This window comes from Actinotalea sp. JY-7885, assembly GCF_014525465.1.
Lineage (GTDB): Bacteria > Actinomycetota > Actinomycetes > Actinomycetales > Cellulomonadaceae > Actinotalea.
In genome coordinates this window covers 1-19,112 of sequence record NZ_JACEXH010000052.1, presented here as the reverse complement: position 1 = coordinate 19,112, position 19,112 = coordinate 1, and the positions used below count along the sequence as shown (strand labels likewise).

Annotated in this window: 16 protein-coding genes, 1 pseudogene and 1 riboswitch; of the genes and pseudogenes, 12 read left to right on the top strand and 5 right to left on the bottom strand. The window is 74.7% G+C overall.

All coding sequences use genetic code 11. From position 1 onward, the window contains the following. A partial coding sequence (locus IDM29_RS06875) for a CocE/NonD family hydrolase (RefSeq protein WP_188037348.1) occupies positions 1 to 1,106 on the top strand: 1,106 nt, incomplete at its 5' end. Positions 1,107 to 1,153: 47 nt separating this feature from the next. Here the strand turns inward: IDM29_RS06875 and IDM29_RS06870 are convergent. After that, a complete protein-coding gene (locus tag IDM29_RS06870) occupies positions 1,154 to 1,732 on the bottom strand; it encodes a hypothetical protein (RefSeq protein WP_188037347.1) in 579 nt (192 codons plus the stop codon). A 137-nt stretch (positions 1,733 to 1,869) separates the two neighbouring features. Between IDM29_RS06870 and IDM29_RS06865 the strand changes: the two genes are divergently transcribed. Together IDM29_RS06865 and IDM29_RS06860 are read left to right on the top strand one after the other, a co-directional pair. Further along, positions 1,870 to 2,274, top strand: coding sequence for a PPOX class F420-dependent oxidoreductase (locus tag IDM29_RS06865; protein ID WP_188037346.1), 405 nt, complete (start codon positions 1,870 to 1,872; stop codon positions 2,272 to 2,274). Positions 2,275 to 2,428: 154 nt separating this feature from the next. Continuing rightward, the gene (locus tag IDM29_RS06860; protein WP_182112330.1) at positions 2,429 to 3,772 is read left to right on the top strand and encodes an MFS transporter; all 1,344 of its coding nucleotides are present in this window, start codon (positions 2,429 to 2,431) and stop codon (positions 3,770 to 3,772) included. Positions 3,773 to 3,779: 7 nt separating this feature from the next. On the opposite strand, the gene IDM29_RS06855 is transcribed toward IDM29_RS06860, so the two are convergent. Then, on the bottom strand, positions 3,780 to 4,802 hold the full coding sequence (locus tag IDM29_RS06855) for a zinc-dependent alcohol dehydrogenase family protein (RefSeq protein ID WP_188037345.1): 1,023 nt from the start codon (positions 4,800 to 4,802) through the stop codon (positions 3,780 to 3,782). 260 nt (positions 4,803 to 5,062) lie between these two features. Here IDM29_RS06855 and IDM29_RS06850 point away from each other — a divergent pair, with 260 nt between their 5' ends. From IDM29_RS06850 to IDM29_RS06840, 3 genes are all read left to right on the top strand, one after another. Continuing rightward, entirely contained in the window at positions 5,063 to 6,448 is a 1,386-nt protein-coding gene (locus tag IDM29_RS06850) for a hemolysin family protein (protein WP_188037344.1), read from the top strand. Continuing rightward, entirely contained in the window at positions 6,445 to 7,461 is a 1,017-nt protein-coding gene (locus tag IDM29_RS06845; RefSeq protein ID WP_182112327.1) for a hemolysin family protein, read from the top strand. The genes IDM29_RS06850 and IDM29_RS06845 overlap by 4 nt, the downstream gene beginning before the upstream one ends. 78 nt (positions 7,462 to 7,539) lie before the next feature. Then, a complete protein-coding gene (locus tag IDM29_RS06840; protein ID WP_188037343.1) occupies positions 7,540 to 8,148 on the top strand; it encodes a malonic semialdehyde reductase in 609 nt (202 codons plus the stop codon). 63 nt (positions 8,149 to 8,211) lie between these two features. Here the strand turns inward: IDM29_RS06840 and IDM29_RS06835 are convergent, their stop codons facing one another. Further along, positions 8,212 to 9,522, bottom strand: coding sequence for an ABC transporter substrate-binding protein (locus IDM29_RS06835; protein ID WP_188037342.1), 1,311 nt, complete (start codon positions 9,520 to 9,522; stop codon positions 8,212 to 8,214). Positions 9,523 to 9,725: 203 nt separating this feature from the next. On the opposite strand from IDM29_RS06835, the gene IDM29_RS06830 reads away from it, so the two are divergent. Both IDM29_RS06830 and IDM29_RS06825 read left to right on the top strand, forming a co-directional pair. After that, on the top strand, positions 9,726 to 11,246 hold the full coding sequence (locus IDM29_RS06830; protein WP_188037341.1) for a SulP family inorganic anion transporter: 1,521 nt from the start codon (positions 9,726 to 9,728) through the stop codon (positions 11,244 to 11,246). Between the two features lie 231 nt (positions 11,247 to 11,477). After that, a complete protein-coding gene (locus IDM29_RS06825) occupies positions 11,478 to 12,362 on the top strand; it encodes a hypothetical protein (RefSeq protein WP_188037340.1) in 885 nt (294 codons plus the stop codon). Positions 12,363 to 12,417: 55 nt separating this feature from the next. Here the strand turns inward: IDM29_RS06825 and nhaA are convergent, their stop codons facing one another. Then, positions 12,418 to 13,794 (bottom strand): Na+/H+ antiporter NhaA, encoded by a 1,377-nt coding sequence (nhaA, locus tag IDM29_RS06820; RefSeq protein WP_188037339.1) that lies wholly within the window; start codon positions 13,792 to 13,794, stop codon positions 12,418 to 12,420. Between the two features lie 190 nt (positions 13,795 to 13,984). Next, a riboswitch (SAM riboswitch) is annotated at positions 13,985 to 14,094 on the top strand. 211 nt (positions 14,095 to 14,305) lie between these two features. On the opposite strand from nhaA, the gene IDM29_RS06815 reads away from it, so the two are divergent. The 4 genes from IDM29_RS06815 (at position 14,306) to IDM29_RS06800 (ending at position 18,420) form a co-directional block, all read left to right on the top strand. After that, positions 14,306 to 14,845: a MetQ/NlpA family ABC transporter substrate-binding protein gene (locus IDM29_RS06815; protein ID WP_188037338.1), complete on the top strand. Its 540-nt coding sequence runs from the start codon at positions 14,306 to 14,308 to the stop codon at positions 14,843 to 14,845. 29 nt (positions 14,846 to 14,874) lie between these two features. Then, a complete protein-coding gene (locus tag IDM29_RS06810; RefSeq protein WP_255491668.1) occupies positions 14,875 to 16,338 on the top strand; it encodes an LLM class flavin-dependent oxidoreductase in 1,464 nt (487 codons plus the stop codon). 85 nt (positions 16,339 to 16,423) lie between these two features. Further along, complete coding sequence (locus IDM29_RS06805) at positions 16,424 to 17,404, top strand: Fpg/Nei family DNA glycosylase (RefSeq protein WP_188037337.1); 981 nt, start codon at positions 16,424 to 16,426, stop codon at positions 17,402 to 17,404. A 56-nt stretch (positions 17,405 to 17,460) separates the two neighbouring features. Next, complete coding sequence (locus IDM29_RS06800; protein WP_188037336.1) at positions 17,461 to 18,420, top strand: LLM class F420-dependent oxidoreductase; 960 nt, start codon at positions 17,461 to 17,463, stop codon at positions 18,418 to 18,420. A 4-nt stretch (positions 18,421 to 18,424) separates the two neighbouring features. On the opposite strand, the pseudogene IDM29_RS06795 reads toward IDM29_RS06800, so the two are convergent. Next, positions 18,425 to 19,112, bottom strand: a pseudogene (locus tag IDM29_RS06795) (hypothetical protein); the annotation flags it as partial.

Sequence of the window (19,112 nt, the reverse complement as noted above, 5' to 3'; positions counted from 1 at the left end):
CCGCGCGCCGCGCCCCGCTCGCGGACCTCGCGCCGCTCGCGCGCCGGTTCCCGGCGTGGCGGGACTGGGTGACGCACCCGGCGAGCGACCCGTGGTGGCGCGAGCGCGCCCTGCCGCCCCGGCCGCCGGTGCCGACCCTGTTCGTCGCCGGCTGGCACGACATCTTCTGCGACCTGACCCTGCGCCAGTTCGGCACGTCCACGCACCCGGCGTCGCGGCTCGTCGTCGGGCCGTGGGCGCACGGGGCACCGTGGCGCGCGATCGGCGAGGTGGACCACGGCCCCGCCGCCGCCCGCGGCGCGGAGCGGCTCGGCGCGGAGGCCGTGGACTTCCTCGTCGCCCACGCGACCGCCGCGCACGACGGCGTCACGGTGCACGACGCGCCGCGGGTGCGCGTCTTCGTCATGGGCGCCGACGTGTGGCGCGACCTCGACGCCTGGCCGCCCCGCGAGGCCGAGCCGGTCACGTGGCACCTCGCGCCCGACGGCGGGCTGGTGCCCGACGCGGTCGAGGGGCAGAAGGCCCCGTCGGCGTTCCGCCACGACCCGCACGACCCGGTGCCGACGGTCGGCGGCCGGAACCTGTTCGAGCAGGGCGATGCCGCCCGCGGCGCCGGACCGTGGGACCGGCGCCGGCTGGCCGAGCGGCCCGACGTGCTGACCTTCACGTCCGAGCCGCTCGCTGAGGACGTCACCGTCATCGGGGACGTGGTGGTGCACCTCGTCGCGGCGACGGACGCGGCGGACACCGACTGGGTCGTCTCCCTGGTGGACGTGCACCCCGACGGGACCGCCCTCGGCGTGCTGGAGGGCGTGGCGCGGGTGCGGGAGGTGCTCGGCGGACTGGTGCCGCCGGGGGAGGTCCGCGAGGTGAGCGTCGAGCTCGGCGCGACCGCGCAGACCTTCGCCGCGGGACACCGCCTGCGCGTCGACGTCGCGAGCTCGAGCTTCCCGCGCTTCGACGTGAACCCCGGCACGGGCGCCGCGGTCGCGCCGCCGTCGGACCTCCGCGTCGCGCACCAGGAGGTGCACCACGACGCCGCCCACCCGTCACGCCTCGTGCTGCCGGTCGTGCCGGCGGCGCCGGGGGAACCGGCTGCGGACTGAGCCCCGGCGGCACGGTCACCGGTGCCGCACGCGAGGGCCGCTCGCCCCTAGACCGGGACGCCGGCGCCCGCGAAGAAGTGGTGCAGCCCGCGCCGCAGCGTGTCCCGCGGCACGTCGAGCCCCTTCGTCCCGACCTGGAGGCCGGTGCGCCGCAGCTGCTTCCAGATGCGGGGGTCGTCGAGGCCGACGGCCCCCGGGTGGTCGGGACGGACGTGCGGGAGCACCGAGACCGCGAAGACGGAGTGCGTCCCCTTCGCCGTCTCGCGCAGCGGCGCGACCGCCGACCAGGGGAGGTACACGTGGCCGGCGTCGCTGCCAGGCACGGCCATCCAGAGGCCGGCGGCGTCGGCCACGAGGACCGTGCCCACGTCGCGCCGGGCGCGCACTCCTCCGGTCGCGGCGAACGCGAGGGCGCCGAGGCCGAAGCACGCGAGCCCGAACACGGCGCCGACGACGAGCGACCTGCCCGGCTCCGCCGACGTGAGGGCGAGCGCAGCGAGAAGGCCGAGGACGGCGGCGAGCCCTCCGCCCGAGACGAGGAACGAGGCGGTGACCGTCCGCACGACGGCGTCCAGTGCGCGTCGGTCGGAGCCGACCTCGAGCCGGTCGTTGGTCAGTACCGCCACGACGCCCCTCCTGCCAGGGTCCGTCACGGGCGCGCGCCCGTGGTGTCCCGGAAGAGTAGGGCCTGTCGCCCCTGCGCGCCGGGCGGTCCCGGTGCGCCCGTGCGCATACTGGTGGCCGCCGATCCGAGGAGGTCACCGTGCCCACGCCGCCACTGCCCGCCGACGCCGTCGCGATGCTGCAGAAGCCCAACCCGGCGGTGATGGCCACCCTGCGCCGTGACGGCTCCCCGGTCACCGCGGCCACGTGGTACCTCTGGGAGGACGGTCGCGCCCTGCTGAACCTCGACGCCTCGCGCGTTCGTCTCGGGCACCTGCGGCGCGACCCCCGGGTCTCCCTCACCGTGCTCGACGGCGCCGACTGGTACACCCACGTCACGTTGCTGGGCACCGTCGCGGACCTCCGGCCGGACCCGGACCGGACCGACATCGACCGCATCTCGCGTCACTACACGGGCAGCGCCTACCAGGACCCGAGCGGCGAGCGGTGGAGCTGCTGGCTGACGGTCGACCGCTGGCACGGCTGGGGCGCCCACCGGGGCTGACGCCGCGTGCGGCGCGGCCCACGCCGCGAGGAACCACCGAAACGGGTGGCGCCACCGGCGTCGGGCGGGCCAGGCTGGCGGGCCGGCGGGCCGGACGGTTCTCGGCGCGCCACCGGTCCACCCACCACACGCCCGCGTCCCGAGAGGTGCCGTCATGTCCGCGACGTCCGACCCGCCGAGCCCGGCGCCCGAGGCGTCGAAGGCTCCCGACGCCGACGCCGCCCTCGTCCAGACGCCGCTCACCGAGGCCGACCTGCCGCACTGGCGTCGCCGGCTCGCGATCTTCCTCACCGGGCAGACGTCGTCCCTGCTGGGCTCCATGCTCGTGCAGTACGCGATCCTCTGGCACCTGACGCTGGAGACGCGGTCCGGCACGGTGATGGCCGTCTACGCCGTCGTCGGCTTCCTGCCGCAGGCGGTGGTGTCGATCTTCGGCGGCGTCTGGGCGGACCGGCTCGACCGCAAGCTCCTGATCATCGGCGCCGACGCGACGATCGCGGCCAGCACGCTCGTGCTCGCGCTGGTGATGCTCTCCGGCTACCGCGACCTGTGGCTCCTGTACCTGGTGGCGGCGATCCGCTCGGCGGGCGCGGGGATCCAGACGCCGGCGGTCTCCGCCCTCCTCCCGCAGATCGTGCCCACGGACAAGCTCATGCGCGTCAACGGGATCAACACGACGATCCAGTCGGCGCTGATGCTCGTCGCGCCGGCGGTCGCGGCCGCCCTGTACGCGTCGGCGTCGATCGAGGCGATCTTCTTCGTCGACGTCGTCACGGCGCTGATCGGCATCGGGCTGCTGGCCCTCGTCCCGGTGGCGCGGCTCGTGCGGACGGACCAGACCGCCGGCGTGCGGGGCTACCTCGCGGACCTGGTCGGCGGCGTGCGCTACGTCGCGGGCGACCGGTTCGTGCGCTGGGTGCTCGCGCTGTGGGGCATCGTCTTCCTGCTCATCGTGGCGCCCTCGTTCCTCACGCCGCTGATGATCGTGCGGACCTTCGGCGAGGAGGTCTGGAAGCTCACGGTCAACGAGCTGGCCTTCAGCGTGGGCATGGTCCTCGGCGGGATCGTGATCGCGGCGTGGGGCGGGCTGAAGAACCGGATCGCGATGGTCGTCGGGACCGCCGCGCTCTTCGGCCTGTTCACCGTCGGGCTCGGGCTGTCCACGAACCTCTGGGTGTTCTTCGCCTTCATGTTCCTCATCGGCCTCGGCGTGCCGTTCTTCTCCACGCCCTCGATGACGGCGCTCCAGGAGCGCGTCGCGCCCGATCGGCAGGGCCGGGTCTTCGGGTTCGTCGGGATCGTCATGGCGGTCGCGATGCCGATCGGCATGGCCGTCCTCGGGCCGCTGGCCGACCGCTACCGGATCGAGTCGCTGCTCGTCGGGGCGGGCGTCGCGCTCCTGCTCGTCGTCGCCGCGGCCGTCGGCCTCCCGTCCGGCCGGCGCACCATGGCCCAGGCGCAGACCGACGCGCCCGCGCCGGTCAGCGCGGCGCCGTAGCGCGGGCTCAGACGGTCAGGAGGGCCTTGATCGCACGACGCTCGTCCATCGCCCGGTAGGCCTCGGCGGCGTCGGCCAGCGGGACGGTGAGGTCGAAGACCCGCCCGGGGTCGATCTCCCGCTGCCAGATCCGGTCGATCAGGTCGGGCAGGAAGCGGCGCACGGGCGCCGGCCCGCCGTGCAGGTGCACCCCCGAGAAGAAGAGCTCGCCGCCCGGCAGGCTCACGCCGTGGGAGACCCCGACGTAGCCGACGTAGCCGCCCGGACGGGTTGAGCGGATCGCCTGCATCATCGACTCCTGCGTGCCCACCGCCTCGACGACGCCGTGCGCGCCGAGCCCGTCGGTGAGGTCCTTGACGTGCGCCACGCCCTCGTCGCCGCGCTCCGCGACGACGTCGGTGGCGCCGAGCTCGCGGGCGAGCGCCTGCCGGTCGGCGTGCCGGCTCATGACGATGATCCGCTCGGCGCCGAGCTGCCGGGCGGCGAGCACCCCGCAGAGGCCGACGGCGCCGTCGCCCACCACCGCGATCGTGCGGCCGGGGCCCGCCTGCGCTGCCACGGCCGCGAACCAGCCCGTGCCCAGGACGTCCGAGGCCGCCAGGAGCGACGGCACCAGGTCCTGCGGCGGCACGTCCGGCGTCGCGACGAGGGTCCCGTCGGCCAGCGGCACGCGGACGCGCTCGGCCTGCGTCCCGATGGCGCCCATGGGCACGGCGTTCACGCAGCGGCTCTGGTAGCCGGCGCGGCAGATCTCGCAGGTGCCGTCGGAGGCGAAGAACGAGCCGACGACGAACTGGCCGGGCACCAGGCCGCGGACCGCGCTGCCGACCTCCTCGACGACGCCGACGTACTCGTGCCCCATCGGGCTCGGGCCGGTGGCGTCCTCGATGCCGCGCCACGGCCACAGGTCCGACCCGCAGACGCAGGTCGCGGCGGTCCGCAGGATCGCGTCCGTCGGCTCCACGATCGCGGGCTCGGCCCGCTCCTCCACCCGGACGTCGCCCGGGGCGTACATCACCACTCCACGCACGATCTGCCCCCTTCTCGCGCCCGACGGAGCCGGGCGTCGTGCCCGAGTCGACGCTACGTCCGGCGCGGGGGCGCGGCGAGCGCTCCGAGCGCCGGATCGCCCGGGGCGACGAGGCCTCCGGCGGGCGGCGTCCGCGGGAACCGGGCGGGGCATGCGATCGTTGTGCCGCTGACCGCTCACGAACGACAGGACGAAATGGACTCCGACAGTACGAACCCCCCTGAACCCGCCGCCGAGGCGCACGTGAAGGGGGGGAACCGATGACCTGGGTGCTGTCTCTTCTCGCCGGGGTGCTGGTCGTGCTCGCGATCACCGCCGTGACCGGCTACTTCGTCGCCCAGGAGTTCGCCTACATGGCGGTCGACCGGTCGCGGCTGAACGCCCGCAGCGCCGCAGGGGACGCCGCCGCGACGCGCGCCCTGGGCGTCACGCGACGCACGAGCTTCATGCTCTCGGGCGCGCAGCTGGGCATCACGGTGACCGGACTGCTGGTCGGGTACGTCGCCGAGCCGCTCATCGGCAACTCGCTCGGCGAGGCGCTCGGCGGTGTCGGCGTGCCCGACGGGGTCGGCATCGCGGTGGGCACGGTGCTCGCGCTGCTGTTCTCGACGTTCGTCCAGATGGTGTTCGGCGAGCTCTTCCCCAAGAACCTCGCGATCGCCCGCCCGGAGCCGGTCGCGGTGCGGCTCGCGTCGTCGACCACCTGGTACCTGCGGCTGTTCGGCTGGCTGATCCGGATCTTCGACCAGGCCTCCAACGTGCTGCTGCGCGCCCTGCGGATCGAGCCCGTGCACGACGTCGAGCACTCGGCGACGGTCCGCGACCTCGAGCACATCGTGGCGGACTCGCGCGAGAGCGGTGACCTGCCCGAGGAGCTCTCGGTGCTGCTGGACCGCATCCTCGACTTCCCCGACCAGGACGTCGAGCACGCGATGATCCCGCGCAGCCGCGTCGGCGTCGCCCGGCTCGGCGACACGGTCCGCGAGGTGCGCGAGGCGATGACCACGGGCCACTCGCGCTACCCCGTGGTCGACGAGGACGACCAGGTGCTCGGCACCGTCCACCTGCAGGACGTGCTGGACCAGGCGCCGCAGAGCGACCTCCCGGTCGAGTCGATCATGAAGCCCGCCATCATGGTCCCGACGTCCATGCCCCTGCCGGAGGCGCTGCGCCTGCTCGGGGACAGCCAGAACAAGCTCGCCTGCGTGGTGGACGAGTACGGCGGCTTCGCCGGCGTCGTGACGCTCGAGGACCTCGCGGAGGAGCTGGTCGGCGAGATCACCGACGAGCACGACCCCGAGATCCCGACCGCCGTCCCCGGCGGCGAGGACGGGATGTGGGTCATGGCCGGCGACATCCACATCGACGAGGTCGAGCGCGCGATCGGCGCCGACCTGCCGCGCGGCGACTACGAGACCATCGCGGGCCTCGTCATCGCCGTGCACGGTGCCCTGCCCGAGGCGGGCACGAGCGTCGAGGTCGAGCTGCCCGCCGACCCGGCGGACCTCGCCCTGGCCGAGCCGCCCGAGCCGGTCATCATGCGGGTCGACGTGCTCGAGGTCGAGCGGCACGTGCCCGCGCTGGTCCGGGTGGTGCTGCCCGTCGACGACGTCGCGGCGGCCGAGAACGAGGAGGACGCCCGATGAGCGCGCCCGTGGTCGTGGCGGTCACCGTCGCGCTGATCGCGCTGAGCGCGTTCTTCGTGGCCGTCGAGTTCGCCCTGCTCGCCGCCAAGCGGCACCGCCTGGAGGACGCCGCGCCGCGGAGCCGCTCCGCGCGCGCCGCGCTGCGCAGCTCGAGCGAGCTCACGGTGCTCCTGGCCGGCTCGCAGCTCGGCATCACGGCGTGCACGCTCGCGCTCGGCGCGATCACCAAGCCCGCCGTGCACCACTGGCTCACCCCGGTCTTCGAGTCCTGGGGGGCCCCGCTGTGGGCGGCCGACGTCGCCGGCTTCGCGCTCGCGCTGATCATCGTCACGTTCCTGCACCTCGTGGTGGGGGAGATGGCGCCCAAGTCGTGGGCGATCGCCCACCCCGAGACGTCGGCGACCCTGCTGGCGATCCCGATGCGCGGCTTCATGTGGCTCACGCGGCCGATCCTGAACCTGCTCAACGAGATGGCGAACTGGTGCCTGCGCCGCGTCGGCGTCGAGCCGGCGGACCAGGTGGCCTCCGGGCAGAACCCCGACGACCTGCGTCACCTCGTCGAGCACTCGGCCAACGTGGGGGCGCTCGACGCGAGCTTCGGCACGCAGCTCGGGGGCGCCCTGGAGCTGCAGCGGCTCACGGTGCGGGACCTGCTGACGGCGGACTCGCGGCCGACAGCGGTCGCGACCGGCGCGACCGTCGGTGACGTCCGCGCCGCGACGCGATCCTCGGGCCACCTGCGGGTGCTCGTGGGCGTCGCGCCCGCCGTGTCCGGCGTGGTCCACGTCCGCGACACGCTCACGGCGCCGGACGACGGCCCGGCCGCCGAGTTCGAGCGGCCCGTGTACCGCCTGCCGCACGACACTCCCGTCTACACGGCGCTCGCGTCGATGCGCGAGACGCGCAACCACCTCGCCGTCGTCACCGACGGCGACGACGTGGTCGGCGTCATCACGCTCGCCGACGTCGTCCGGCGCCTGTTCCCCGGGGACGCGGCGGTCGTCGTCTCGTAGGCCGGGCCCCCGCGCCGGCGTGATCATCACCACACGCCGGCGCGGGAGTGCCGCGGCACCCGGGCCGGTTGCCGGGACGTGACCACTCTCGACCCCACGGACCTGGCCGCGACGACGCTCGAGGACCTCTTCGTCCGGCGCCGCACCCCGAAGACCTGGAGCGAGCGCCCCGTCACCGACGAGCACGTCGCCGCCGTGCACGACGCGGTCCGCTGGGGCCCGACGGCGATGAACGCCTCGCCCATGCGCCTGCTCCTGGTGCGCACGCCCGAGGCCCGCGCCCGGCTCGCGGCGCACATGGCGCCCGGCAACCGCGACCGCGTCCTGGGCGCGCCGCTGGCCGTCGTCGTCGCCGCCGACACGCGGTTCCACGAGCACCTCGGCCACCTGGCGCCGCACGTCGGCGGCGCGCGCGACCGGTTCGACCCCGACCACGACGGGCGCGAGCGCATGGCGCGCGAGAACACGTGGCTCCAGGCCGGCTACCTCGTGGTGGGCCTCCGGGCGGTGGGTCTCGACGTCGGGCCCATGACCGGCATGGACGCCGCGGGCGTCGACGCCGACCTGCTCGCCGGCACGGGCCAGCGCACGGTCATGGTGCTCAACGTCGGCTGGCCGGCCGAGGACGCCACGCCCCACCCGCGCGCGCCGCGGCTGGACTTCGACGTGGTCGCGCGCGTGATCTGACGCGCCCGTGCCTGACGCGCGCGAGGGCGGCCGCGGTGCCGCGGCCGCCCCCGGTGCCCGGGCTCAGCCGAGCATGTTCTGCACCTCGGCGATGAACGCCGGCGCAGCCTCCTGCGGCGTCGTGGAGCCGAAGTACACCTCGGACGTGTAGCGCCGCAGCGTGTTCTCGAAGTCCGCGGACCCGGCCGGGGGCAGGGTCGCGACGCCGTCCAGCTCGTCGGCGATCGAGTCCAGGTACTCCGCGATCGCCTGGTCCGCCTCGGCGAGCAGCGGGCGGACGGCCTCGCGCACGGTGACGTTGGCGGGGGTCCCGCGCTCGGCCAGGAGCACCTCGCCGGCCGCCTCGGAGTTCACCAGGAAGTCGATGAGGAGCGCCGCCTCCTCGGGGTGGTCGGTGCTGGCCGAGGCCGACCAGAACTGCGACGGGCGGTACCAGATCCCGCGGTCGCCGTCGTCGTCCAGCGGCGGGCGGAGCAGCACGAGGTCCTGCCCGCTGGTCGCCTGGAGCGCACCGAGCTGGTTGGACCACCAGAAGCCGAAGGCGGCCCGGTTGGTGGCGGTGAAGGACTGGTCCTGCGTGACCCCGAGGGCCTCGGTCTGGGCGGCCGCCGAGGGGAGCGCGCCGGACTCGAGCAGCTCGAGCGCGAGCTCCCAGTACGCGACGAGCGTCTCCTCGCTGACGCCGAGCTCGCCGTCGGCGGTCCAGAGGTCCTCGCCCTGCTGCCGCGCGAACTGGTCGATCGTCCCCTGCGTCAGGGCGTAGTCCTGGAGCCCGACCGCGCCGTCGACGTCGGCCTGCGTCACGGCGACCGAGAGCTCCGCGAGGTCGTCCCACGTCCACGTCGTGTCGTCGGGCATCTCCAGCCCGGCGGCCTCGATCAGCGTCCGGTTGGTCACCACGGCCCAGCTGTTGACGGCGTTCACGACGCCGTAGAGCGTGCCGTCGATCTCGCCGGCGGCCAGGGCCGCCTCGTCGATGTCGCCGGCGCTGAAGCCCTCGGCGGCGCCCAGGTCCATGAGCGCCCCGCGGTCGGCGTAGGTCGCGAGGTACTGACCGTCCATCTGCATGACGTCGGGCATGTCGCCGCCCGCCGTGGCGGTGGCCAGGCGGTCCCAGTAGCCGCCCCAGTCGGAGAAGTCGCCGACGACCGTGATGTGCGGGTACTCGGCCTCGAACAGGTCGATGACCTCCTGCGTGACCGCGTGCCGGGCGTCGGCGCCCCACCACGCGAGCCGGAGCTCGACCGGCTCGTCCGCGGCGTCGCTGCCGCCGCCGCCCTCGGCCGGGCCGGGTGAGCCGCTGCACGCCGCGAGGGCCGCGACGGCGGCCACAGCGGTGAGGGTGAGGGCGGGACGACGGGTGCGGCGGTGCATGTCTCCTCCAAGTGCCGCGACGCTGCGGCGGTGGTTCCCGGGGGGGCCGGACACCGGTAGGTAACCGGTGTAAAGCACATCCGAGCACGCGCGCGGTCCAAGGTCAAACCTCGGCCGGCCGCGGCGCCCGCCGGCGCCGGGACGCTCGGTAGGATCGCCGGCGCGCGTGACCACCCGCCGCGCAGCCTCCCGATCGGATCGTCATGACACCCCCGCCTGCCCGGCCCGCCGCTGCTGCTGCCCCGGAGGCCGACGTCGTGCACTCGGTGGCCGCCGCCCTGCGCTCGCCGCGCCGCCTGCGGACCGAGGTGCTCGCGGGCCTGGTCGTCGCGCTCGCGCTGATCCCCGAGGCGATCGCGTTCTCGATCATCGCGGGCGTCGACCCGCGCCTGGGCCTGTTCGCGTCCTTCACGATGGCCGTGACGATCTCGGTCGTCGGCGGCCGGCCGGCGATGATCTCGGCGGCCACGGGGGCGGTGGCGCTCGTCGTCGCGCCGGTGGCCCGCGAGCACGGGGTCGACCACCTCATCGCCACCGTCATCCTCGCCGGCGTCCTGCAGGTGCTGCTGGGCGTCGTCGGCGTCGCGCGGCTGATGCGCTTCATCCCGCGCTCGGTCATGGTCGGCTTCGTCAACGCGCTCGCGATCCTCGTCCTCATGGCGCAGCTGCCGCACCTCACGGGCGTCCCGCTCGTCACGTACCTGATCGTCGGGGCGGGGATCGCGTTGATCGTGCTGCTGCCGCGGCTCACCACGGCCGTGCCGGCGCCGCTCGTCGCCATCGTGCTCCTGACGCTCGTCACCGTGGCCGCGGCGATCGCGGTCCCGACGGTGGGCGACGAGGGGGAGCTCCCGGAGGCGCTGCCGGCGCTGCTCGTGCCGGACGTGCCCTTCACGCTCGAGACCCTCGAGGTCATCGCGCCCTACGCGCTCGCGATGGCGCTCGTCGGCCTGCTCGAGTCGCTGCTCACGGCCAAGCTCGTCGACGACGTCACGGACACGCACTCCGACAAGACGCGCGAGGCCTGGGGGCAGGGCGTCGCCAACGTCGTCACCGGGTTCTTCGGCGGGATGGGCGGCTGCGCGGTCATCGGCCAGACGATGATGAACGTCAAGGCCGCGGGTGCGCGCACGCGCCTGTCGACCTTCCTCGCCGGGGTGTTCCTGCTCGTGCTGGTGGTCGGCCTGGGCGACGTCGTCGCCGTCATCCCCATGGCCGCGCTCGTCGCCGTCATGGTCATGGTCTCGGTGGGCGCCTTCGACTGGCACTCGGTGCGGCCGTCGACGCTGCGCCGCATGCCGCGGTCCGAGACGGCCGTCATGGTGACGACCGTCGTCGTCACCGTCGCCACGGGGAACCTCGCGTTCGGCGTCGTCGGCGGCGTGCTCCTGGCGATGGTCCTCTTCGCGCGGCGGGTCGCCCACGTCACGGACGTCACGGCGCAGGACGTCGTCGGCGGTGAGCGGGTGTACCGCGTGCGGGGCGAGCTGTTCTTCGCGTCGTCCAACGACCTCGTCTACCGCTTCGACTACGCGGGTGACCCGGACCGGGTCGTCATCGACCTCACGGACGCCCACGTGTGGGACGCGTCGACGGTGGCGACGCTCGACGCGATCACCCACCGGTACCGGCGCAAGGGCAAGGACGTGCGGATCGTCGGCCTGAACCCGGAGAGCGCCGCCCGCCACGAACGCCTGGCGGGCAACCTCAACACCGACCACTGACCGCCCCGCCCGCCCCACCGCGATCCCCCCGGTCCGACCCCACCGCGAACACGTCCGAACGACGCGGGCACGTCCGTTCCGCAGGACGTCCTCGCGTGGTTCGGACGTGCTCGGCGGACGGGGTGGATGGGGACGGGGTGGATGGGGACGGGGCGGACGGGGTGGGTGGGGTCGGGCGGCCGGGAGGGCGCGTCCCGGGTGCGGGGGTGTGCGGGGCGGGATGATGTGCGCGTGACGACGCAGGAGATCGACCAGTTCGGGCCGTGGGTGCTGCCGGTCCGCGGGCCGCAGGACGTCCCGCCGCTGTACCGCGACGAGGCGGTCGACTGGGACACGGTGCGGTTCGCGATCAAGGTGCCGCGGCCGGTGCCGCGCCGCGACGTCACGCCCGGGATGGACCTGTACGACGCGCTCCTGCTCGCCGACCCCGCGGGTCTCACGGTGCTGCGGCGCCGCCCGACCGCGCCGGGCTACGACAGGTCGTTCGTCCGGCACGCCGACGTCCTGGCGCTCGAGAGCAGCACCGACCTCCTCGACGGACGCCTCGCCGTCCACACCCGGTCCGGCCCGCTCGAGGTCGCGTACAACGGCTCGCAGGCCGACGTCGTCGAGGAGCTGCTGGCCGTCCTGCGCCACCACGCCTTCGGTGCCGGCTCGACGCTCCCCGCCCTCGCGCCCGTGCTCGCGCGCGACGCCGCCGGCGAGGAGGACCTCGCCCTGGTCGCGGCGTACCGCGACCTCGTGGCGGCGGGTGTCGCCGTCGACGCCGTCGCGGCGGTCCCGCGTGGGAGGCACGCGCGGCGCGCCGGGACCGTCGCGGCGCTGGCTGACGCCGTGCGGCCGGTGACCCGTCAGGGGGCCGTGGTCGCCGTCGGCCCCGCGGAGACGCACGTGCTGCACCGGCGCCTGTGGCTCACGACGGGGCGGGCGCCCGTGCACTCGCTCGCCCACCTCGTGCTGCCCCGGGACGGTCGCGCGCCCGTCGAGCTGGCGCCGCACCCGCGCCTCGCCGGTGCCGTGCTGGCGTGGGCGCCCGGGACGCCGCCGCTCGTGCTGCCCGAGGGCCACCCGGCGCTCGCACTGCTCACCGCCGGTCGCGAGGCGGTCACCGACTGACGCGCCGTCGGCCGCGACGACGCCCGGCAGCCGGAGCCGGCCGACGGGGCGACCGTCAGCCCCGCCCGCTCCCCGCGGGAGCCTCGCCCGCCGGGCCGTCGTCGAGGGCACCGTGCCCCTCGAAGACGTCCGGGACGCCGTCGGCGTCGGCGTCCCTCGACTCGAGCTCCTCGAGGCGGCGGTAGGCGCGGTTGCGCGCGCGGAGGAGCGCGGAGGCGAGCAGCGCCGACAGGACGGACCCGGCCAGCACCCCGACCTTGACGTGCTCGACCCGGGCCGCGTCGGCGAAGGCGAGGTCGCCGATGAGGAGCGAGACGGTGAAGCCGATGCCGCCGAGGAGACCCACGGCGAGCACGTCGAGCCACCGCAGGTCGGGGTCGAGGCGCGCGTGGGTGAAGCGCGCGACGAGCCACGTCGTGCCCGTGATCCCGACCGCCTTGCCGATCACGAGCCCGGCCACGATGCCGAGCGCCACGGGGTCGCTGAGCGCCGAGCGCAGCCCGTCGAGCCCACCGACCGTCACCCCGGCGGCGAAGAAGGCGAAGACGGGGACGGCCACACCGGCCGAGAGCGGCCGGAACCGGTGCTCGAAGTGCTCCGCGAGCCCGGGGCCGGCCTCCGGCCCGCCCGCCCGCGCGCTGCGCAGCACCGGGACGGTGAAGCCCAGCAGCACGCCCGCGACCGTCGCGTGGACGCCCGACGCGTGCATGAGTGCCCACGCCACCGTGGCGAGCGGCAGCAGCACCCACCAGGCCCGCACGCGGCGCTGCACGGCGACCGTGAACAGCGCGATCACGCCGAGCGAGGCGAGCAGCGGGCCGAGGTGCACCTCGTCGCTGTAGAACACGGCGATGACCGTCACCGCGAGCAGGTCGTCGACGACGGCGAGGGTGAGCAGGAAGGTGCGCAGCGCGGCCGGCAGGTGGGTCGCGATGACGGCGAGCACCGCGAGGGCGAACGCGATGTCGGTCGCGGTGGGGATCGCCCAGCCGTCGACGGCGTCGCCACCGGCGCGGGACGCGACCACGACGTAGACGACGGCGGGGACCGCCATGCCGCCGACGGCGGCGAGGATCGGCAGGGCGGCGCGCCGCGGGTCGCGCAGGTCGCCCGCGACGAACTCGCGCTTGAGCTCGAGGCCGACGACGAAGAAGAAGATCGCGAGCAGGCCGTCGGCGGCCCACGCGCCGACCGACAGCCGCAGGTGCAGGCTCTCGGGTCCGATCTCGAGGTCGCGCAGCGCGGCGTAGGCGTCGGCCGCCGGCGAGTTGGCCCAGACCAGGGCCGCCACCGTCGCGACCAGGAGCAGGGCGCCGCCGACGGTCTCCTGACGGAGGATCTCCGAGACGCGCCGGGTCTCGCGCCACGACCCGCGGGACAGGATCTCCGGGGCCCCGGGTGGGGACGACGACGACGGATCGGTGTGCGGCACGAGGCTCCTCAGGGGTCGATGACGACGTTGCCGACCAGACTTCCCGGCGCACCTGCGTCGATCCTACGGGCGGCGACGGGATCGGCACGCGGCCGGTGGGGCCCGGTGCGGGCGGTCGCCCGGGTCCGGGCGATGTCCACAGCGCGGACATCATTGACGCGCCATGTGAGACGCCCTACCGTCGGAGCCAGGTCATGAGCGCCAGCGCGAAGCCCCGGCTCGCTGGCCGGCAACCCTCCTCGTCGTGGGGTGCTCCGGGTGAGGACCGGACCGGCGCGACCGCACCGGTAAGGACGGCCAGGAGGACTCCCGTGCGAATGTGCTGCTGTCGCCACTGACGGCGCACCACCCGGTGCGCCCCGTCGCGCACCCGCACGCAGGTCCGCCTGCACCCGGCTGAACGGGCCCTTGCCGGGGCCCCTGCGTCGGTGGAGCGGCGTCGCGCCTCTCTCCCATCCCGCCCCGCCGGGGGCCGCGCTGCCACGCGCCCCGGCCTCCCCTCGGAGACCCCATGATCGAGCTTCGCCAGCTCACGAAGACCTACGGCGACGGCGCGCACCGCACGACGGTGCTCGACCGTCTCGACCTCTGGGACAGCGTCGAGGAGATCCCCGATGGCGCGACCATCTCGCTCTACTCCGACCCCGCCAACGAGGCGCAGGGGCTGTGGGTGCTCGAGCGCGCCGGCCTCATCACGCTCGACCCCTCCGTCGACAAGTGGACCGCCACGCAGGACGACATCGTCGAGAACCCGAAGGACCTGGAGTTCGTCCTGCTCGACTTCGGGGCCCAGTCCCGCGCGCTGCCGGACCTCGACGCCGCCGTCGGCTACACGGAGTACTACGTCGCCGCCAAGGTCCCGGTCGAGCACCAGATCTTCGCGCCCCCGGCACCGGACGAGTTCGCCGGCCAGCTGACGGTCGGCACGCGGTGGATCGACGAGCCGAACATCCAGAACCTCATCAAGGCCTTCCAGGACCCGCGCGTGCAGGAGTACCTGGCCACCGACCCCGAGGTCCAGGGCGTCCTGCTGCCCCTGGACGCCGAGTGACCCGCCCGAACCCCGAGAAGGAGACCACCGTGACCGACAACGGCCCGAGCAAGAAGCGCATCGTCCTCAACGCCTTCGACATGACCTGCGTGACGCACCAGGCGGCCGGGACCTGGCGCCACCCGGACAGCCGCGCCTGGGACTACAACACGCTCGAGTACTGGACCGAGCTCGCCCGCCTCCTGGAGCGCGGCCGGTTCGACTCGCTGTTCATCGCCGACGTCGTCGGGGTGTACGACGTCTACCGCGGCACCGTCGCGGGCTCGCTGACCGACGCCGTCCAGGTGCCCGTCAACGACCCCTTCCTGCAGGTCCCGGCCATGGCGGCGGTCACCGAGCACCTCGGCTTCGGCATCACCAGCGCCCTGACGTACGAGCAGCCGTACGCGCTCGCGCGCAAGTTCTCGACGCTCGACCACCTCACCCGGGGCCGCGTGGCCTGGAACGTGGTGACCGGCTACCTCAACAGCGCCGCGATCAACCTGGGCTTCGACAAGCAGATGAGCCACGACGCGCGGTACGACCTCGCGGACGAGTTCCTCGACGTCACCTACAAGCTGTGGGAGGGCAGCTGGGACGACGACGCCGTCGTGCGCGACAAGGAGAACGGCGTCTTCACCGACCCGACCAAGGTCCACCCCATCGGCCACCGCGGCGAGTACTACAGCGTGCCCGGCATCCACCTGTCGGAGCCGAGCCCGCAGCGCACGCCGGTGATCTTCCAGGCCGGTGCGTCGCCGCGGGGGCGCGCGTTCGCCGCCAAGCACGGCGAGGGCGTCTTCATCAGCCCGGGCACGATCGCGCAGGCGCGCGAGACGACGGACGACATCCGGGACCGTGCGGAGGCGCTCGGGCGGTCCCGCGACTCGGTGAAGATCTTCTCGCTCATCACCGTCATCACGGCCGAGACGGACGAGGCCGCCCAGGCCAAGTTCGAGGACTACCTGCGCTACGCCAACCCCGAGGGCGCGCTGTCGCTGTACGGCGGGTGGACCGGTGTCGACTTCTCGGACTACGACCCGGACCAGCCGCTCGTCGAGGTCGAGAACGACTCGCTGCGCTCCGCGCTGCAGATGCTCACCACGATCGACCCGGACCGTGCGTGGACGCCGCTCGACATCGTGACCAAGCGGAGCATCGGCGGCCTCGGCCCCGTGCTCGTGGGCTCCGCGACCCGGGTGGCCGACGAGCTCGAGCGCTGGGTCGACGAGGGCGGCGTCGACGGGTTCAACTTCGCCTACGCGATCACGCCCGGCACGTTCGAGGACCTCGTGGACCTGGTGGTCCCGGAGCTGCAGCGCCGCGGGCGCGCCCGCACGGAGTACGACGGCACGACGCTGCGCGAGAACCTCTTCGGCGAGGGCCGCGTCTTCGCCGAGGACACGCACCCGGCCCGGCAGTACCACGGCGCCTTCACGGGCGGCGCGACGTCGGCCGACGGCACCAAGGAGTCCAAGATCTCGGACCACCTCGCGGCCACGGCCGGCGTCTGACGGCCAGGGGTGACGCGTTGGCGTCGCAGGTCGACGCCAACGCGTCACCCGGGGCGGTGGCGTGGCCTGAACTACCCTCGGGGCCGTGCCCGAAGGTCATACCGTCCACCGGATCGCCCGGCAGTTCCGCGCCGATCTCGTCGACCACCCGGTCGCCGTGAGCTCGCCGCAGGGGAGGTTCGCCGCCGGGGCCGCGCTGCTCGACGGGTCGGTCCTCACGACCGCCGCCGCGCTCGGCAAGCACCTGCTGCTGGGCTTCGGGTACGGCGACGACGCGCCGCTGCCCGTGTCCGACGTCGTCCCGGAGCGCTGGGTGCACGTGCACCTCGGGCTCTACGGCGCGTGGGACTTCCGGGGGCGGGTGTCCCCGCTGGCCGACGGCCAGCCGGTCGCCTTCCTGGGGGCGCCGCGCCGCGCGGTGCGGATGGGCGAGGGCGAGGCCTCGCTCGCCCCGGCAGCGGCCGGGGACGCCGGCGTGCTGACCGAGGTCTTCCCGCCGCCCCCGGTCGGCGCCGTGCGCGTGCGCCTCGCGACCGACGCGACGGTCGCCGACCTGCGCGGCCCGACGGCGTGCGAGGTCCTGGGGCCGCCCGAGGTGGCCGCCATCGTCGCCAAGGCGGGCCCGGACCCGCAGGTCGACGCCTGGCCCGAGCCGCAGGCGGAGTTCGTGCGCCGCGTCCGCCGGCGCCGGGTCGCGATCGGACAGCTGCTCATGGACCAGTCGGTCGTCAGCGGGATCGGGAACATCTACCGCGCCGAGATGCTGTTCCGCGCCCGGCTCGAGCCGCACGTCCCGGGCTCCGCCGTGCCCGAGGAGGTGCTCGACGCGCTCTGGCGCGACTGGGTCGTGCTCCTCGAGGACGGGATCCGGACGGGCGTCATGCTGACGCGCGAGGACCTCGACGGCCCGGGTGCGCCCTCGCGCGCCGCCGCGGTCGCCGACCGGTCGTTGCGGCACGCGGTGTACGGCCGCGCGGGGGAGCCGTGCCTGCGCTGCGGGTCGACGATCCTGCGCGAGGAGCTGGCGGGACGCACCCTCTACTGGTGCCCCGCCTGCCAGTCCTGAGCCCGACGGCGGCCGCCGCGGCGCGAGGTCGTGTCCCGGGGCGAGAGGATGGGCGCATGGATCTGCGCATCTTCACCGAACCCCAGCAGGGCGCGTCGTACGACGACGTCCTGCGCGTCGCCCAGGCCACCGAGCGCCTCGGGTACGACGCCTTCTTCCGTTCCGACCACTACCTCGTCATGGGCGACGGCGACGGGCTCCCGGGCCCGACCGACGCCTGGACCACCCTCGCGGGCCTCGCGCGCGAGACGAGCACCGTCCGGCTCGGCACCCTCGTGTCGTCCGCGACGTTCCGCCACCCGGGCGTCCTGGCGATCCAGGTCGCCCAGGTCGACCAGATGTCCGGCGGCCGGGTCGAGCTCGGCCTCGGCGCGGGCTGGTTCGCCCAGGAGCACGCGGCCTACGGCATCCCGTTCCCCGAGAAGCGCTTCGGCCTCCTGACCGAGCAGCTCGAGGTCGTCACGGGCCTGTGGCGCACGCCCGTCGGCGAGCGCTTCACGCACCAGGGCGAGCACTACACGCTCACCGACTCGCCCGCGCTGCCCAAGCCGGCCCAGCACGTCGCGCTCGCCGACGGCCGCCGGGTCGAGGGCGCCGGCGTCCCGGTGATCGTCGGGGGCAAGGGTCCGAAGCGCACGCCCGCCCTGGCCGCGCGCTTCGCGTCCGAGTTCAACGCCTCCTTCCCGGAGATCGCCGACATCCCGCAGATGTTCGGCCGCGTCCGCTCCGCGTGCGAGGAGATCGGGCGCGACCCGCACGACCTCACCTACTCGGTGGCGCTGGTGCTGTGCGTCGGGGCCGACGACGCCGAGGTCGCGCGCCGCGCCGCCGCCATCGGTCGCGAGCCGGGCGAGCTGCGCGAGCACGGCGTCGCCGGCACGGTCGCCGAGGCGGTCGACCGGCTGGGTGAGCTCGCCGAGGCGGGCGTCGAGCGCATCTACCTGCAGGTCCTCGACCTCGCCGACATCGAGCACCTCGAGCTCGTCGCCGCGCAGGTCGCGCCGCACGTGCGCTGAGGCGTCAGGCGTCCGCCGTCGTCGGCCCCCGCACCGCGCGGGCGAGGCCGACGACGGCGCACGCCGTCACCGCGAGCAGCAGCGCGTTGCGCGCGTCCAGGATCAGGGCCATGCCGTCGTCGCCCGCGAGCAACGGCAGGTAGCCCCACGGGAAGACCGCCTGCGTCAGGCCCGCGGCGAGCAGCACGAGAGCGCCGGCCACCTGCCACCAGACGGGCCGGACGTCGCGCCACGCCGTCGGCGCCCGCATCGCGACGAGGACGGCGACGGGCGGCGCGAACCACGTGAGGAACTGCGGCGAGCCGACCTTGTTGGTCACGACCAGCAGCGCGACGAGCAGCAGGGACGCCGGCAGCAGGGCCGCGGGGGCGGTCCCGCGCCGTCGCGCGGCCAGGAGCACGAGGGCCACCGCCCCCACCGCCAGGGGCAGGAGGACGTCCAGGACCGCCGCGGCGCCGGCCGTGCCCGGGCCGACGACCTCGTAGGTGACCAGCTCCTCGTTGAGCACGACGGCGACGCCGTCCCGGTGGAGCGCCCCGACCACCGTGGCCGCGACGGACTCGACCTGGAGCCCGCGCTCGCCCTGCGCGTCGAGGAAGCCGAGCAGCCGCGGCAGGCCGCCGCCGGCCGCGACGGCGCCGACGACCACGGCGCACACCGCGGCCGCTGGTGCGACGACGTCGCGCACCGGG

What these genes read in the sequence shown, in the direction of transcription:
- IDM29_RS06860 (WP_182112330.1), top strand. Translation starts at nt 2,429, where the DNA reads ATGTCCGCGACGTCCGACCCGCCGAGCCCGGCGCCCGAGGCGTCGAAG.
- IDM29_RS06850 (WP_188037344.1), top strand. Translation starts at nt 5,063, where the DNA reads ATGACCTGGGTGCTGTCTCTTCTCGCCGGGGTGCTGGTCGTGCTCGCG.
- IDM29_RS06845 (WP_182112327.1), top strand. Translation starts at nt 6,445, where the DNA reads ATGAGCGCGCCCGTGGTCGTGGCGGTCACCGTCGCGCTGATCGCGCTG.
- IDM29_RS06835 (WP_188037342.1), bottom strand. Translation starts at nt 9,522, where the DNA reads ATGCACCGCCGCACCCGTCGTCCCGCCCTCACCCTCACCGCTGTGGCC.
- IDM29_RS06830 (WP_188037341.1), top strand. Translation starts at nt 9,726, where the DNA reads ATGACACCCCCGCCTGCCCGGCCCGCCGCTGCTGCTGCCCCGGAGGCC.
- IDM29_RS06815 (WP_188037338.1), top strand. Translation starts at nt 14,306, where the DNA reads ATGATCGAGCTTCGCCAGCTCACGAAGACCTACGGCGACGGCGCGCAC.
- IDM29_RS06800 (WP_188037336.1), top strand. Translation starts at nt 17,461, where the DNA reads ATGGATCTGCGCATCTTCACCGAACCCCAGCAGGGCGCGTCGTACGAC.